The sequence below is a fragment of the Citrobacter sp. 506 genome, from assembly GCF_050434985.1.
Classification (GTDB): domain Bacteria; phylum Pseudomonadota; class Gammaproteobacteria; order Enterobacterales; family Enterobacteriaceae; genus Citrobacter; species Citrobacter braakii.
In genome coordinates, this window is the sequence record NZ_JBNDJN010000004.1 from 170,636 (window position 1) to 186,500 (window position 15,865).

12 protein-coding genes and 1 pseudogene are annotated in these 15,865 nt (G+C 53.3%); 6 read left to right on the forward strand and 7 right to left on the reverse strand.

Translation table 11 applies throughout. The features are described 5' to 3' along the window. Positions 1 to 33: 33 nt before the first annotated feature. Positions 34 to 459 carry a TonB system transport protein ExbD gene (gene exbD / locus ABIE10_RS16350; RefSeq protein WP_016154501.1) on the reverse strand — a complete coding sequence of 142 codons (426 nt, stop codon included), beginning with the start codon at positions 457 to 459 and terminating at the stop codon, positions 34 to 36. Between the two features lie 6 nt (positions 460 to 465). Next, complete coding sequence (exbB, locus tag ABIE10_RS16355; RefSeq protein WP_016154502.1) at positions 466 to 1,200, reverse strand: tol-pal system-associated acyl-CoA thioesterase; 735 nt, start codon at positions 1,198 to 1,200, stop codon at positions 466 to 468. Between the two features lie 250 nt (positions 1,201 to 1,450). Between exbB and metC the strand changes: the two genes are divergently transcribed. Beyond that, positions 1,451 to 2,638: a cystathionine beta-lyase gene (gene metC / locus ABIE10_RS16360; protein WP_049283271.1), complete on the forward strand. Its 1,188-nt coding sequence runs from the start codon at positions 1,451 to 1,453 to the stop codon at positions 2,636 to 2,638. A 131-nt stretch (positions 2,639 to 2,769) separates the two neighbouring features. Beyond that, on the forward strand, positions 2,770 to 3,429 hold the full coding sequence (gene yghB / locus ABIE10_RS16365) for a DedA family general envelope maintenance protein YghB (protein ID WP_016154504.1): 660 nt from the start codon (positions 2,770 to 2,772) through the stop codon (positions 3,427 to 3,429). A 77-nt stretch (positions 3,430 to 3,506) separates the two neighbouring features. Here yghB and ABIE10_RS16370 read toward each other — a convergent pair whose 3' ends face one another. Next, the gene (locus ABIE10_RS16370; RefSeq protein WP_139081516.1) at positions 3,507 to 4,406 is read right to left on the reverse strand and encodes an AraC family transcriptional regulator; all 900 of its coding nucleotides are present in this window, start codon (positions 4,404 to 4,406) and stop codon (positions 3,507 to 3,509) included. A gap of 194 nt (positions 4,407 to 4,600) precedes the next feature. Between ABIE10_RS16370 and yqhD the strand changes: the two genes are divergently transcribed. The 3 genes and pseudogenes from yqhD to ABIE10_RS16385 all read left to right on the forward strand — a co-directional run. Next, positions 4,601 to 5,764: an alcohol dehydrogenase gene (yqhD, locus tag ABIE10_RS16375; RefSeq protein WP_003838168.1), complete on the forward strand. Its 1,164-nt coding sequence runs from the start codon at positions 4,601 to 4,603 to the stop codon at positions 5,762 to 5,764. A 306-nt stretch (positions 5,765 to 6,070) separates the two neighbouring features. After that, the gene (gene dkgA, locus ABIE10_RS16380; protein WP_016154506.1) at positions 6,071 to 6,898 is read left to right on the forward strand and encodes a 2,5-didehydrogluconate reductase DkgA; all 828 of its coding nucleotides are present in this window, start codon (positions 6,071 to 6,073) and stop codon (positions 6,896 to 6,898) included. 48 nt (positions 6,899 to 6,946) lie between these two features. Further along, positions 6,947 to 7,127, forward strand: a pseudogene (locus ABIE10_RS16385) (hypothetical protein); the annotation flags it as partial. 94 nt (positions 7,128 to 7,221) lie between these two features. Here the strand turns inward: ABIE10_RS16385 and ABIE10_RS16390 are convergent. After that, positions 7,222 to 9,393 carry a YgiQ family radical SAM protein gene (locus ABIE10_RS16390; protein WP_137379609.1) on the reverse strand — a complete coding sequence of 724 codons (2,172 nt, stop codon included), beginning with the start codon at positions 9,391 to 9,393 and terminating at the stop codon, positions 7,222 to 7,224. Between the two features lie 199 nt (positions 9,394 to 9,592). On the opposite strand from ABIE10_RS16390, the gene ABIE10_RS16395 reads away from it, so the two are divergent. Next, entirely contained in the window at positions 9,593 to 11,068 is a 1,476-nt protein-coding gene (locus ABIE10_RS16395; RefSeq protein WP_429156317.1) for a TrkH family potassium uptake protein, read from the forward strand. Positions 11,069 to 11,084: 16 nt separating this feature from the next. Here the strand turns inward: ABIE10_RS16395 and ftsP are convergent, their stop codons facing one another. The 3 genes from ftsP to parC form a co-directional block, all read right to left on the reverse strand. Beyond that, positions 11,085 to 12,497: a cell division protein FtsP gene (gene ftsP / locus ABIE10_RS16400; protein WP_016154508.1), complete on the reverse strand. Its 1,413-nt coding sequence runs from the start codon at positions 12,495 to 12,497 to the stop codon at positions 11,085 to 11,087. A 71-nt stretch (positions 12,498 to 12,568) separates the two neighbouring features. Further along, the gene (plsC, locus tag ABIE10_RS16405) at positions 12,569 to 13,306 is read right to left on the reverse strand and encodes a 1-acylglycerol-3-phosphate O-acyltransferase (RefSeq protein WP_016154509.1); all 738 of its coding nucleotides are present in this window, start codon (positions 13,304 to 13,306) and stop codon (positions 12,569 to 12,571) included. A 195-nt stretch (positions 13,307 to 13,501) separates the two neighbouring features. Then, positions 13,502 to 15,760 (reverse strand): DNA topoisomerase IV subunit A, encoded by a 2,259-nt coding sequence (parC, locus tag ABIE10_RS16410; protein WP_049283274.1) that lies wholly within the window; start codon positions 15,758 to 15,760, stop codon positions 13,502 to 13,504. Positions 15,761 to 15,865: the final 105 nt, after the last annotated feature.

Below are 15,865 nucleotides of genomic sequence, written 5' to 3' on the forward strand. Positions count from 1 at the left end.
GGTAAGGCAACAACCATTACCCGGCAATCAGGATTACTTCGCTTTCACGGTCTCTTCACCGACCAGACCAATCTTCAGGAAACCCGCCTGATGCAGCGTATCCATAACTTTCATCATGGTTTCATAATCGACGGTTTTATCCGCACGGAAGAAAATCGTGGTGTCTTTCTTCCCATCGGTCAGCGTATTTAATTCGCTAATCATGGTGTCATCCGTCACCTGATTGTTGCCAATAAACATACTCTTATCGGCTTTAACAGACAGGTAAACCGGTTTTTCCGGACGCGGCTGCGGCGTGCTGGTGGAAGCCGGGAGATTCACCTTCACATCCACCGTTGCCAACGGTGCGGCCACCATAAAGATGATCAATAAAACCAACATAACATCGATAAACGGCGTCACGTTGATTTCATGCATTTCACCGTTATCGTCCAGGTTTTCATTAAAGCTCATTGCCATGGAACATTATCCTACACGTAATTTCTGCGCAGCACGTACCGGATGGGCAGAAGCGCTAGCGTTCAGGTCCAGATCGCGACTTTGCAGCAACAGCACCTGTGCCGCGACATCGCCCAGCATCGCTTTATAGCTGCCAATCTGACGTGCGAAAATGTTGTAGATAACGACCGCAGGAATTGCCGCGACCAGACCGATCGCCGTCGCTAACAGTGCTTCTGCGATACCCGGCGCAACAACGGCCAGGTTGGTCGTTTGGGTTTGTGCAATCCCGATGAAGCTATTCATGATGCCCCATACAGTACCGAACAGACCCACAAATGGAGAGATAGCCCCGATGGTGGCCAGGTAGCCGTTACCACGTCCCATATGACGACCTACCGCCGCCACACGACGCTCCAGACGGAAGCCGGTACGCTCTTTAATACCTTCGTTGTCGTCGCTGCCTTCTGACAATTCCAGTTCGTTCTGCGCTTCGTAAATCAACTGTGCGCCCAGGCTTTTGCCATCAAATCCTGCAGCAATCTCATTTGCCTGGTCTAAAGAGCGGGCGTCCGCCAGCAGTTGCTGTTCACGCTTAAGGCGGCGTTTCTGAGTAAAGAACTCAAGGCTCTTACTAAAGAAGATAGCCCAGGTGACCACTGATGCCAAAATCAGCCCAATCATCACGCACTTAACCACGATATCGGCGTGCTGATACATACCCCAGACGGAAAGATCCGTCTGCATCAAATTATTACCCACTCTGTATCTCCAGGACGCAAATCACAAAATCTGAGCGTAATGATATCAAAACGACGTCGAATTGATAGTCGTTCTCATTACTATTTACATATTGCCGCACCTTTGGTTTCTTTTCCTTGCGCTTACGCAGTAAAAAAGTTACCAGAAGCATTTTGAGATTATTTTCTACTGTATGACCGTTCTGCAGGATGCGTCATCTTTGATTCATGGTAGTTTAGACATCCAGACGTATAAAAACAGGTAAGACGACATGGCAGATAAGCAACTTGAAACCAAACTCGTTCACGCAGGACGCAGTAAAAAGTACACGCTGGGCGCGGTAAATAGCGTGATCCAGCGCGCTTCTTCGCTAGTGTTTGACACCGTAGAGGCCAAAAAGCAGGCTACGCACAACCGTGCTAACGGTGCGCTTTTCTATGGACGTCGCGGAACCCTGACGCATTTTTCCCTGCAGGAGGCAATGTGTGAACTGGAAGGCGGCGCGGGTTGCGCGTTGTTCCCCTGCGGCGCGGCGGCCGTTGCCAACACTATCCTCGCCTTTGTGGAACAAGGGGATCATGTGCTGATGACCAACACCGCCTATGAACCCAGCCAGGATTTCTGCACCAAAATTCTCGGCAAACTCGGCGTGTCCACCGGATGGTTCGATCCGCTGGTTGGTGCCGATATTGTGAAGCACATACAGCCGAACACTAAAGTCGTATTTCTGGAATCTCCCGGCTCTGTCACCATGGAAGTACATGATGTTCCTGCTATTGTTGCCGCCGTCAGAAGCGTCGCGCCGGATGCGATCATCATAATTGATAACACCTGGGCTGCCGGGGTGTTGTTCAAAGCGCTGGATTTTGGCATCGATATTTCTATTCAGGCTGGCACCAAATATCTGATTGGCCATTCCGACGCCATGGTCGGCACTGCGGTGGCTAATGCCCGTTGCTGGGATCAACTGCGCGAAAATGCCTATCTGATGGGGCAAATGCTGGACGCCGATACCGCCTATATGACCAGCCGCGGACTGCGTACGCTAAGCGTTCGCCTGCGCCAACATCATGAAAGCAGCTTAAAGGTCGCAGAGTGGCTGGCCAGCCATCCGCAGGTCGCCCGCGTGAACCACCCCGCGCTGCCCGGCAGTAAAGGCCACGAATTCTGGAAGCGTGATTTCACCGGCAGCAGCGGTCTGTTCTCATTTGTATTGAATAAGAAACTAAATCATGAAGAGCTGGCCGCGTATCTGGACCACTTCAGCCTGTTCAGCATGGCCTACTCCTGGGGCGGTTTTGAGTCGCTGATTCTCGCTAATCAGCCGGAACACATTGCCGCAATCCGTCCGCAAGGCGAGGTGGACTTCAGTGGAACGCTCATCCGTTTGCATATCGGTTTAGAGAATGTTGACGATCTGATTGTCGATTTGGCCGCAGGATTTGCCCGAATCGAGTAAAATTGCCATAGATGGACATATATGCAGACACTTCTGGTGGAAAAGTCTGCAATTGTTGCGTCCGGGATCAAGGCATCCCGGACAATTCAGGAGTACAATCCACACATAAACGCTGTTCCACAGGAAAGTCCATGGTAGTCATTCAAGATATTGTCTCCGCGCTTTGGCAACACGATTTTGCCGCGTTGGCGGATCCGCACGTTGTGAGCGTGGTGTACTTCGTAATGTTCGCCACACTGTTTTTAGAAAATGGCCTGCTGCCTGCCTCCTTTTTACCCGGAGACAGCCTGTTATTGCTGGCAGGGGCGCTGATCGCTCAGGACGTGATGAGTTTTATACCTACCATAGCTATTCTGACTGCCGCAGCCAGTCTGGGTTGCTGGCTGAGCTACATTCAGGGACGCTGGCTGGGCAACACGCGGACGGTAAAAGGCTGGCTGGCGCAATTACCTGATAAATATCATCAGCGCGCTACCTGCATGTTTGACCAACACGGGCTGATGGCACTGCTGGCTGGGCGTTTCCTGGCATTCGTTCGTACCTTGCTGCCAACAATGGCGGGAATTTCGGGCCTGCCAAACCGTCGGTTCCAGTTTTTTAACTGGCTGAGCGGTCTGCTGTGGGTCACCGTCGTCACCGGCTTTGGCTATGCGCTGAGCATGATCCCGTTCGTCAAACGCCATGAAGATCAGGTGATGACCTTTTTAATGATCCTGCCGATTGCCCTGTTAACCGCGGGTCTGTTGGGTACCCTGTTTGTCGTGATTAAAAAAAAATACTGTAGCGCCTGAGTATTAACCGTAGGCCGGGGTTCCCCCGGCATTTTCGCCTGATGACGTTTCGCTTATCAGGCCAGCGCTGAGCAAGTTTAACTCCCCTGCATCATTCGAATTCTGGCCGCATCCTCCCCCGGCGTTACGCCAAAGAAACGTTTGAATTCCCGACTGAATTGCGATGCGCTCTCATAGCCGACGCGCATGGCAGCCGCACTGGCCTTCATCCCGTCGTGGATCATCATCATCCGTGCTTTATGCAGACGATAGCTCTTCAGGTATTGCAGCGGCGACGTGCTGGTCACCGCTTTAAAATTATGATGAAACGCCGACACGCTCATGTTCGCTTCTGCCGCCAGCTGTTCGACATTGAGATTTTCGGTGTATTTGGTTTCAATGCGCTTTAGCACACGGCTTATCAAACTGAAATGCGTCTGGCGGCTGACCAGCGCCAGTAATGCGCCGCCGCGCGGCCCGGTCAGCACATGGTAGAGGATCTCGCGAATAATCTGTTTCCCCAGAATACGCGCATCCAGCGGTCGCTCCATCACATCCAGCAGGCGCTCAGCGGCGCAAAGAATTTCGTCAGAGAGCGTCGCGGAGTTGATCCCGCTGGCCGCCATGGCGGGCTGGAACAGCTCATCTTCCCCAATGTCCATCAACAGCTCCTGCAATTGCAGAATATCGACATTCAGGTAGATACCGGCCAGGGGAACCTCCGGCGTTGCATACGTTTCACATTCAAAGGGTAACGGTACGGTTAGCAACAGGTATTCGTTGGCGTCATAACGAAATACACGTTCATTGATATAACCAATTTTATGTCCCGAAAAGAGAAATATGATTCCTGGCTGATACATTACCGGTGTACGCGCTGCCGGCTCAGTGCCGTGCAGCAGGCGGACATCTGGCAGCAGTTCGCTGAGTTTATTTTCATTGTTTTTCAGCTGCTTAATTTTTTCTGTCAGCAGAAGGCAGATCTCATCACGGTTCATAGAGCACCATTTCATCATCGGTTTGCAACCCTGACATAATGCGCAGATTTATCCGTTTTCTCCAGCAGTCTGTAGAAATGGGCAAGACATCGGCAGAAATGAGCATTGAGAGCAGCGCGGCTGACGCCCACAATGTTCATCATCCGGCGGACACTCTCCTGCCCTCTTTTTTTACCCACATAAGGGAACGAGCAATGAACAACTTTAATCTCCATACCCCAACCCGCATTCTGTTTGGTAAAGGTGCGATTGCTGAGCTGCGCGATCAAATCCCTCAGGATGCTCGCGTATTGGTTACCTATGGCGGCGGTAGCGTGAAAAAAACCGGTGTCCTGGCACAGGTTCAGGATGCGCTGAAAGGCCTGGACGTGCTGGAGTTTGGCGGTATTGAGCCGAACCCGTCTTATGAAACGCTGATGAACGCGGTAAAAATCGTGCGTGATGAGAAAGTGACGTTCCTGCTGGCGGTAGGCGGCGGTTCGGTGCTGGATGGCACCAAATTCATCGCGGCTGCGGCACAATACGCTGACGGCATCGATCCATGGCGTATTCTGGAAACCCACGGCAACGACGTAACAAGCGCTATCCCGATGGGCTCCGTATTAACCCTGCCAGCAACCGGCTCTGAATCTAACTCCGGCGCAGTCATTTCGCGTAAAACCACCGGCGATAAGCTGGCCTTTATGACCCCATTTGTGCAGCCGGTATTCGCCGTGCTGGATCCGGTTTACACCTATACCCTGCCGCCGCGTCAGGTTGCGAACGGCGTCGTAGATGCCTTCGTACATACCGTTGAGCAGTATGTGACTTATCCGGTAGACGGGAAAATTCAGGATCGCTTTGCTGAAGGTATTCTGCTTACGCTGGTAGAAGAAGGCCCGAAAGCATTGCAGGAGCCGGAAAATTACAACGTGCGTGCGAACGTTATGTGGGCGGCAACCCAGGCGCTGAACGGTCTGATTGGCGCAGGCGTACCACAAGACTGGGCAACGCATATGCTGGGCCACGAACTGACCGCAATGCACGGTCTGGATCATGCTCAAACATTGGCTATCGTTCTGCCAGCGCTGTGGAATGAAAAACGCGATACCAAACGTGCCAAACTGTTGCAATACGCAGAGCGTATCTGGAATATCACTGAAGGTTCCGATGACCAACGCATCGACGCCGCTATTGCCGCAACCCGCGCTTTCTTCGAACAAATGGGCGTACCGACTCGCCTGTCTGACTACGGTCTGGACGGTAGCTCCATCCCGGCGCTACTGGAAAAACTGCAAGCGCACGGCGGTACAAAACTGGGCGAACATCAGGACATTACGCTCGAGGTCAGCCGTCGGATTTACGAAGCTGCCCGCTAAGGTTTTTTCACCTCCGCCTTTCATTTTTGGGTATTTATATTCTAAATAATTCGAGTTGCATAAAGGCGGCAAAGGAGAGAATCCCCAGGAGCTTACATAAGTCAGTGACTGGGGGTGAAACGACAAACCTGCCGGGAGCAGATTTGAACGTTGCTTGCAGCGGACCTGAAAGGCCGAGGGTCATGGATGGGCCGCGTAATAAAGCCAACGCATATGCAGCTTGAAGTATGACGAGGATAGGCCAGACTTAAGTCACACCTAACTTACCGGGGCTTGCCTCGGTAAACTCAATTCAGGGGAGGAATTATGACCGGTCCAACCATTATTAAACTACAGGATGGTAACGTCATGCCGCAACTGGGCCTGGGGGTCTGGAAGGCAAGTAACGAAGAGGTCATCACTGCCATTCATAAAGCGCTGGAAGTGGGGTATCGCTCAATTGATACCGCTGCGGCGTACAAAAACGAAGAAGGTGTCGGCAAAGCAATACGCGATGCGGGCGTACCGCGGGAAGAGTTATTCATCACCACCAAGCTATGGAATGATGACCAGAAACGCCCTCGGGAAGCCTTGCTCGAAAGCATGGAGAAACTCCAGCTCGATTACCTCGATCTTTATCTGATGCACTGGCCAGTTCCGGCGATCGACCACTACGTTGAAGCGTGGGAAAGCATGATCGATCTGCAAAAAGAAGGGCTGATTAAGAGCATCGGCGTGTGTAACTTTCAGATCAATCATCTCCAGCGGCTGATGGATGAAACCGGCGTACCTCCGGTGATTAACCAGATAGAACTTCACCCGCTTATGCAACAGCGCCAACTGCACGCCTGGAACGCAACGCATAAAATCCAGACCGAATCCTGGAGCCCGCTGGCGCAGGGCGGCAAAGACGTTTTTGATCAAAAGATCATTCGCGATCTCGCAGAGAAATATGGCAAATCACCGGCGCAGATTGTCATCCGCTGGCATCTGGATAGCGGCCTGGTGGTTATTCCGAAATCAGTCACCCCTGCGCGTATCGCAGAAAACTTTAACGTCTGGGACTTCCGCCTGGATAAAGATGAATTAGGCGAAATCGCAAAGCTCGATCAGGGCAAACGTCTGGGACCAGACCCGGACCAGTTCGGCGGTTAACCCCTTCTCTCCTGCCCGACCTCTCGTCGGGCCTTTACTGATTTGAATTTCGGCGTAGACCACGTGCACAGCTAATTGAGTCCCATGCGATCTGCCCCACTGGAAGCCGATTGAATCGCAGCAGAACAAATTTTTCGAGCAGTATGAAGGATATCTGTCGTCACACTATCGTGAACGGGCGGATGATGCAAAACTGGCCGCATTAGCGGCCAGAATTCGTGAGGCATAAATGCTGAGCACTTCTGCCGGATGGCGGTACAAGCACCTTATCCGGCCGACGGTCTTTCAGGCCCGGTAAACATTTCACTCCCGGGCAAGACAGATTAGCGCCCTGCTACTTTCCCACGTTTTTTGTTCGCGGCGGTCGTCTGGCGCTGATGCGCCACAGGCGTGTGCTTGGTCAACGCCGGACGGGTATGACGGTTCTGGCGACGCGCTTCGCGCATCTCTTCCAGCGTAGGCGCCGGAACCAGACATTCGCGACGACCACCGATCAGATGCTTTTTACCCATATCTTCCAGCGCCTGGCGGATTAACGGCCAGTTGGCTGGGTCGTGGTAACGCAGCAGCGCTTTATGCAGACGACGCTGTTTATCACCTTTCGGCACCACCACGTCTTCACTCTTGTAACCAATTTTACCCAGCGGGTTTTTCCCGGTGTAATACATGGTTGTGGAGTTCGCCAATGGTGATGGATAGAAGTTCTGCACCTGATCCAGACGGAAACGACGTTGCTTCAGCCACAGCGCCAGATTCACCATATCCTCGTCACGCGTCCCAGGATGCGCAGAAATAAAGTACGGGATCAGGTACTGCTCTTTACCGGCCTGTTTAGAGTAAGTGTCAAACAATTCCTTAAAGCGATCGTAGCTGCCCATCCCCGGCTTCATCATCTTCGACAGCGGGCCTTCTTCAGTATGCTCTGGCGCAATCTTCAGATAGCCGCCCACGTGGTGGGTCGCCAGCTCTTTGATATAGCGCGGATCTTCGACCGCGATGTCATAGCGCACACCTGAAGCGATAAGGATCTTTTTAATGCCTTTCAAATCACGCGCACGGCGATAGAGGTTAATCGTCGGCTCGTGGTTGGTATCCATATGCGGACAGATATCCGGGTAGACGCATGACAAACGACGGCAGGTTTGCTCCGCACGTGGTGACTTACAGCGCAGCATATACATATTCGCCGTTGGGCCGCCGAGATCGGAAATCACGCCGGTAAAGCCCGGAACGGTGTCGCGAATAGCTTCGATTTCATTGATGATCGAGTCTTCAGAGCGGCTCTGGATGATGCGGCCTTCGTGCTCGGTGATCGAACAGAACGAGCAGCCGCCAAAACAGCCACGCATAATGTTGATCGAGAAACGGATCATCTCATAGGCCGGAATGCGGCTGTCGCCATACGCCGGATGCGGCACGCGCTTGTACGGCAGCGCAAAGACGCTGTCCATTTCTTCGGTAGAGAGCGGAATGGCTGGCGGGTTGATCCAGATGTAGCGATCGCCATGCTTTTGCATCAGCGCGCGCGCACAGCCTGGGTTGGTTTCGTGGTGCAGGATACGCGACGCATGTGCATACAGCACTTTATCGCCCTTCACTTTTTCGAAGGACGGCAGCAGCACGTAGGTTTTTTCCCACGGTTTCGGGCGCGGCGGCTGTACAGTTACCGCTTTCGCTTCCTGCTTTTTCGGTGCGACAGGTTTGTTGTCGGCACACGGCAAATCCTCGCCGTACGGATGCGGGATCGGGTCAATTTTGCCCGGCGTGTCGAGACGCGTGGAATCCACCCCACTCCAGCCCGGCAGCGCTTCTTTAACCATAATCGCGGTGTTACGCACGTCGCGGATCTGATCGATAGTTTCACCCATCGCCAGACGATGCGCCACTTCCACCAACGGACGTTCGCCGTTACCGAACATCAGCATGTCGGCTTTTGAATCCACCAGCACGGAGCGACGAACGGTATCAGACCAGTAGTCGTAGTGCGCGGTACGGCGCAGGCTGGCCTCAATACCGCCGAGAATAACCGGCACATCTTTCCATGCTTCCTTACAGCGCTGGGTATAGACCAGCGTCGCGCGGTCCGGGCGTTTGCCCGCCACGTTGTCTGGCGTATAAGCATCGTCATGGCGCAGTCGGCGATCGGCGGTATAACGGTTGATCATCGAATCCATGTTGCCCGCGGTTACACCAAAGAACAGGTTCGGTTTACCCAAACGCATAAAATCGTCTTTGTTGTTCCACTCCGGCTGGGCGATAATCCCAACACGAAAGCCCTGCGCTTCCAGCATACGGCCGCAAATTGCCATGCCAAAGCTGGGATGATCGACGTATGCATCGCCGGTAACCAGAATGATGTCGCAGCTATCCCAGCCAAGTTGGTCCATTTCGTCACGTGACATCGGCAAAAATGGTGCCGGGCCAAAACAGGCAGCCCAGTACTGCGGCCAGGAGAAAAGGTCTCTGTCCGGCTGGATCAGGGATATTGCGCTCATAGTGCTTCCAAAAATGGTAAAAAAATAATCAAAGGCCGGGGATTATACGCTGTATGTCGGCAAGAAATGAAGTGGAGTCTGAGTCAGACAAGTAGAAAGTGATTTAAATTGTTAAATTTTACGACGCCCATTTTTATCATTCATAATTAACACCATGCCGGCCAGCTGAGATAACTCTTTTTCGGCGGGGGATTTTTCATTGCGACTCAACGATTCACTGCATATTTCCCAGTTACGGGTAGTTGTTCACCTGTGCGGATTTCTGGTTCTTCTCTACAGCTTCTCCATGCTGCCGCCGATGACCATTGCTCTGTTAAATAAAGAGCGGAGCTTTTTCGCTTTTTTCAGCACATTTATGACGTTCTTTACCCTCGGCGGTGGAGCGTGGCTGGCAACCAAACATGCAGGAATTCAACTACGAACCCGGGATGGCTTCGTCATTATCGTCCTGTTCTGGCTGCTGTTTTCGTTTATCAGCGCCATGCCGATGTGGATGGACGATGGCTTAAATCTCTCCTTTGCCGATGCCCTGTTCGAAGGGGTTTCCGGGATAACCACCACTGGCGCTACGGTAATTGACGACGTCAGCGCCTTGCCGAAATCGTATCTGTACTATCGGGCTCAGCTCAATTTTATTGGCGGCCTGGGGGTTATTGTCCTTGCCGTAGCGGTATTACCCCTGCTGGGTATTGGTGGTATGAAGCTGTATCAGTCTGAAATGCCAGGTCCCTTTAAAGAAGAACGCCTCACGCCAAGGCTTGCTGATACCGCACGTACGCTGTGGCTGACCTACGTCATTCTCGGCCTTATTTGTACTCTGGCCTACTGGATTGCCGGGATGTCGTTTTTCGATGCCTTATGCCACGGGCTGTCGACGGTCTCTCTCGGCGGATTTTCCACCCGTAGCGAGAGCATCGGCTTTTATAACAGCCACGCTATTGAGTTAGTCGCCGGACTGTTTTCACTGCTGTCTGCGTTTAACTTCACCCTCTGGTACGTAGCTATTGTGAAACGTACCTTTAAGCCCTTTCGTCGTAATGCCGAGCTGCGTTTCTTTCTGCTTATTGCGCTGGTTGTCACCTTGATCGCCACCTGGCAGGTCTGGCGGGCGGGTATGTACGGGATAACGGACAGCCTGGTGCATGCCTTTTTTCTGGCCAGCTCCATGCTGACAGATAATGGCCTGTCGACGGCGGATTATGCGCAGTGGCCTTCGCACACGATATTCATGCTGCTCAGCGCCAGTTTCTTCGGCGGTTGTGTCGGCTCGACCTGCGGGGGGATTAAGGTGCTGCGTTTTTTGATTATGTTCAAGCAATGCCGTCAGGAGTTACATCAGCTCGCGCATCCTCGCGCCCTGCTGAATATCAAAGTGGGCAATAACGTGGTAAGCGACCGAGTAGTGCGTTCGGTATGGAGCTTTTTCTTTCTCTACGTTTTATTTACCAGCTTTTTTATCTGGGCGCTCAATCTGACGGGCTACGATCTCTTCTCCTCTTTCGCCACCGTTGCCGCCTGCATCAATAACATGGGGCTGGGATTTGGCATCACCGCAACGACGTTTGGCACCTTAAACGAGGAGGCAAAACTTCTGATGTGCGCGGCCATGATCATGGGGCGTCTGGAGATTTACCCCATTCTGATCCTGTTCTCGCGCATGTTCTGGCGGGCGTAACGGAAACTCCGGCGCATTACGGCGCCGGGTTCACCAACATCTGTCCGATCGAACCACGATCCGCCATTTCCAGCGTCTGACTGTTAAAGTAGAACGGGAAATGAGCCCAGGAAGGTTGTCCGTAGTAGACCAGTAATTCAACCTGGCCGTCGACCCAGACGGTATCTTTCCAGCCCCGGTCTTCCGGGAACGGCATTGCGCCATTCACATTACGGATCAGGAACGAGACGCCTTCGATATGGAAAGACTGAGGCATATCCGCTCGTACCGTCCAGCGCTCCCAGGAGCCCTGCTGAGCGGTAATATCCATGCGGTTGACGTCCCACAGCTGACCGTTGATGCCGGGATCGTCATCCAGACTGATATCACGGCTGCGAATCGGTGAACCACTGAGGATTTCCGTTGGCAGCAGGCGCATTGGCAGACTGTCGGTCACCAGCGGCAGGAGACCCGTCGGGCGCAGCGTCAATACCAGCGTGGAGATGAGAATACTGGAAGGCTCAAAGAATCCGCGGATCCTGTCGACAATGCTGGCCGCCTCACCACAGGTGATAGAGACCTCATTTCCGTTAGTCATATCCACCAGGATCTCACGGCGCTCGCCAGGCGCCAGCGAGAGCTGCTTCACCGAAACGGGCGCAGGTAAAAAGCCCTGATCGCTGGAAATCACATGCAGCGCGCGGCCATCGCTCATTTGCAACTGGTAACGACGCGAGTTTGAAGCGTTCAGCAAACGCAAACGCACCCAGCCGCGAGAGACTTCGACATACGGGCTTTGCGCCCCGTTGACCAGCAGGGTATCACCGACAAAACCACCGCTGCCGGGTTCGCTGTACTCCGGCGTACCAAAGTTGTCCAGACGCTTGTCCTGGATAATGATCGGAAAATCATCCACGCCGTAGTGGTTGGGAATAGACAGTGATTTACTCACTTCATCTTCAATCAGCCACATCCCGGCAAGACCGTTATAAACCTGCTGGGCAGTACGATTTGGCGTATTGGCGTGATACCACAGCGTAGCGGCATTCTGACGAATCGGCAGCACTGGTGCCCAGTCTGCATTAGGGGACATCATGCGCGCCGGGCCGCCCATCAGCGGGCCTGGCACCTGTAATCCAGCGACAGTCATCGACACATTTTCAGTCAGACGGTTGCTGTAGATAAGCTTGACGTCATCCCCTTTCCAGACGCGGATCGTCGGTCCCAGGTAGCGACCGTTAATCCCCCAGACAGGTGCGCGCGTGCCTTGCGTGAAGGACCAGTGGGCGCGTTGCAGCGTCATAAATAACGGCTGCCCCCGACGGGACTCCAGCAGCGGAGGTACGGGTAACGGTTGTTGCTGACCGGCAGCATTAGCCTTCAGCGGAACAGCACCTGCACACAGTGCGATCCCCGATGCCTGAATGAACTGACGCCGACTGAATGACATATAAACTCCATGAAAAACTGGCGATTAACACGCAGGAAATCTTTTCCTGTAACAAACCCGAATTGCGCGGATTAAACCTTACCGGCAGCTTCCCGCTCAGCAACTTCTTTATCGAGTTCTGCGATTTTTTGTTCCATCAGCGTACGGCAATGCGCTGCCAGTTCACGAACCTGATCTTTCCCAAAATGGCTAATATCTACCGGTGGCAACATCTCTACAATCGCCAGACCATTATTGAGTCGGTTGAGTTTTATCTTGTTCGAGGTAGTTGAAACGCACACCGGAATAACCGGGACACCCGCCGCAATCGCCGCATGAAACGCGCCGGTTTTAAACGGCAGCAGACCGCGACCACGGCTGCGCGTTCCTTCCGGGAACATCCAGATAGAAATACGACGTTTTTTGAAATGATTCACCACCGCCGCAATGGTGCTGTGCGCTTTGGTACGGTTGTTTCTGTCAATCAGCAGGTTGCCGGTTAACCAGTACAGCAGCCCGAAGAATGGGATCCACAACAGGCTTTTTTTACCTACCGTCACCGTCGGCGGCTGAACAATATTCGCAGCGGTAACCATGTCATAGTTGTTCTGATGATTACAAATATAGATAGCATTACCATAGTTCTGCGCGTCTGCCGGCATACGGCACTCAACCTTCAGGCCATAAAGGGGAGCCAGGCGGCCAAACATATGACCGAATGTTGCGACGTGTTTTGGATTTCGTGGGCTGAACAGACAGTATATGCAACCGAAAATACAGACCAGAACGCAGTAAATAACAGTAATGATTAAACGAAAAATATATAGCATAACAACCTCTGAGGCCTAAGAGCCTGGCATTTTACGTCACCTGATTCATCACGCAGTATCAGGTTAGGGCTTTGTTAAGGGCGGCTCTCTGGAAAAGCGTATTGTTAATCGCAACGCACGAATAAACAACGGTTTCACGGGAATTTTTAACGTTGGCTCTCCCCGGGCTAAAACAGGGAGAGCCGGACGGTAGCGTTATTCTTCGCTGTCGCCGTGACTGGCGCGTCGAGGCGAGTCAATGTCAATGCGATCGATACGCTGCAGACCACGCATTAGCGTACCGCGACGGCCACGCTCGCCGGTCACTTTCTGCAACTCTTCAGGACGCAGTTTAATTTTGCGCTTACCGACGTGGATAGTCAGCGTGCTTTGTGGCGGCAGCACGTAGAGCTGCGCCAGGCCATCTTCGCCTTTTGCCGCTTCCGCTGAAGGGATATTGATAATCTTGTTCCCTTTGCCTTTTGACAATTGCGGCAAATCGCTTACCGGGAACATCAACATGCGACCGGCCTGGGTGATTGCCAGCAGCATATCGGTTTCATCTTCAATCACAACCGGCGGCATAACGCGCGCATTTTCTGGCAGCGTAATCAATGCCTTACCCGCACGGTTACGAGCTACCAGGTCGTTAAAGGTGCAGACAAAACCGTAACCCGCATCGGATGCCATCAGCAGTTTCTGATCGTCGCCTTCCATCAGCATGTGCTCAACCGTCGCGCCCGGCGGCAGCGTGAGCTTCCCGGTCAGCGGTTCACCCTGTCCACGCGCCGACGGCAGCGTAATTGGATCGATGGCGTAGCTGCGTCCGGTCGAGTCCACGAACACCACCGGCTGGTTGCTCTTACCCTTCACCGCAGACTTAAAGCTGTCGCCCGCTTTATAGCTTAATCCCGGCGCATCAATGTCGTGGCCTTTCGCGCTACGCACCCAACCACTCTGAGACAGCACAATGGTCACTGGCTCTGACGGCAGCATGTCGTGCTCGCTCATCGCCTTCGCTTCTTCACGTTCCTGCAGCGGAGAGCGGCGTTCGTCGCCATAGGCCTCGGCATCAGCCTGCAGCTCTTTCTTCAGCAGGTTACTCATTTTACGCTCAGAAGCCAGAATGCCTTGCAGCTGATCGCGCTCTTTCGCCAGCTCATCCTGCTCGCCGCGGATTTTCATCTCTTCGAGTTTGGCAAGGTGGCGCAATTTCAGCTCAAGAATGGCTTCAGCCTGGGTTTCAGAAATGCCAAACCGCGACATCAGCTCGGGCTTAGGTTCATCCTCATGACGAATAATTTCGATTACTTCGTCAATGTTGAGGAACGCCACCAGCAAACCTTCAAGGATATGCAGGCGTTTAAGCACTTTTTCCAGACGATAGTTGAGGCGACGACGTACGGTATCGCGGCGGAACGCCAGCCATTCGGTGAGGATCTCCAGCAGATTTTTCACCGCCGGACGACCATCAAGACCGATCATATTCAGATTGATGCGGTAGCTTTTTTCCAGATCGGTGGTGGCAAACAGGTGGTTCATCACCTGCTCCATATCCACACGATTGGAGCGCGGGACAATCACCAGACGGGTCGGGTTTTCGTGATCCGATTCGTCGCGCAGGTCGTCTACCATCGGCAGCTTTTTATTGCGCATTTGAGCGGCGATCTGCTCCAGCACTTTTGCCCCGGAAACCTGATGCGGCAGTGCGGAAATCACCACCGCGCCGTCTTCTTTCGTCCATACCGCGCGCATACGTACGGAGCCACGTCCGTTTTCGTAAATCTTACGAATCTCTGCCCGCGAGGTAATGATCTCCGCTTCGGTCGGGTAATCCGGCCCCTGCACGATGTCCAGCAACTGATCCAACGTCGTTTTCGGTTGCTCAATCAGGGTAATCGCCGCTTTCGCCACTTCACGCAGGTTATGCGGCGGAATGTCCGTCGCCATACCAACGGCAATACCGGTCGTGCCGTTCAACAGAATATTTGGCAGACGCGCAGGCAGCATCTTCGGCTCCTGCATGGTGCCGTCGAAGTTTGGCACCCAGTCCGACGTTCCCTGGCCAAGTTCACCCAGCAGAACTTCCGCATATTTAGACAGGCGGGATTCGGTATAACGCATCGCCGCGAAGGATTTCGGATCGTCCGGCGCCCCCCAGTTCCCCTGCCCGTCAACCAGCGGATAGCGGTAAGAGAACGGCTGCGCCATCAGCACCATCGCTTCATAACAAGCGCTGTCGCCGTGTGGGTGGTATTTACCCAGTACGTCACCGACGGTACGGGCGGATTTTTTAAATTTGGCGCTGGCATTCAGCCCTAGTTCGGACATCGCGTACACGATGCGACGCTGAACGGGTTTCAAACCATCGCCAATAAACGGCAACGCCCTGTCCATGATGACGTACATGGAGTAGTTCAGATAGGCGGTTTCCGTGAATTCATGCAGCGCCAGGCGCTCTGCCATATCGCTCATTAATCGTGGTTCCTCAACTTTGTACCCCTCTATTGAAGGGCAATATTGCCGCAGATACTACCCTATCTGGCGTGTTGAGTCACAAAGAAAAGGGCCACGAGTGCG

Coding starts and splice junctions, on each gene's coding strand:
- metC (WP_049283271.1), top strand. CDS start 1,451: ATGGCAGATAAGCAACTTGAAACCAAACTCGTTCACGCAGGACGCAGT.
- yqhD (WP_003838168.1), top strand. CDS start 4,601: ATGAACAACTTTAATCTCCATACCCCAACCCGCATTCTGTTTGGTAAA.
- exbD (WP_016154501.1), bottom strand. CDS start 459: ATGGCAATGAGCTTTAATGAAAACCTGGACGATAACGGTGAAATGCAT.
- plsC (WP_016154509.1), bottom strand. CDS start 13,306: ATGCTATATATTTTTCGTTTAATCATTACTGTTATTTACTGCGTTCTG.
- yghB (WP_016154504.1), top strand. CDS start 2,770: ATGGTAGTCATTCAAGATATTGTCTCCGCGCTTTGGCAACACGATTTT.
- ABIE10_RS16390 (WP_137379609.1), bottom strand. CDS start 9,393: ATGAGCGCAATATCCCTGATCCAGCCGGACAGAGACCTTTTCTCCTGG.
- dkgA (WP_016154506.1), top strand. CDS start 6,071: ATGACCGGTCCAACCATTATTAAACTACAGGATGGTAACGTCATGCCG.
- ftsP (WP_016154508.1), bottom strand. CDS start 12,497: ATGTCATTCAGTCGGCGTCAGTTCATTCAGGCATCGGGGATCGCACTG.
- parC (WP_049283274.1), bottom strand. CDS start 15,760: ATGAGCGATATGGCAGAGCGCCTGGCGCTGCATGAATTCACGGAAACC.
- ABIE10_RS16370 (WP_139081516.1), bottom strand. CDS start 4,406: ATGAACCGTGATGAGATCTGCCTTCTGCTGACAGAAAAAATTAAGCAG.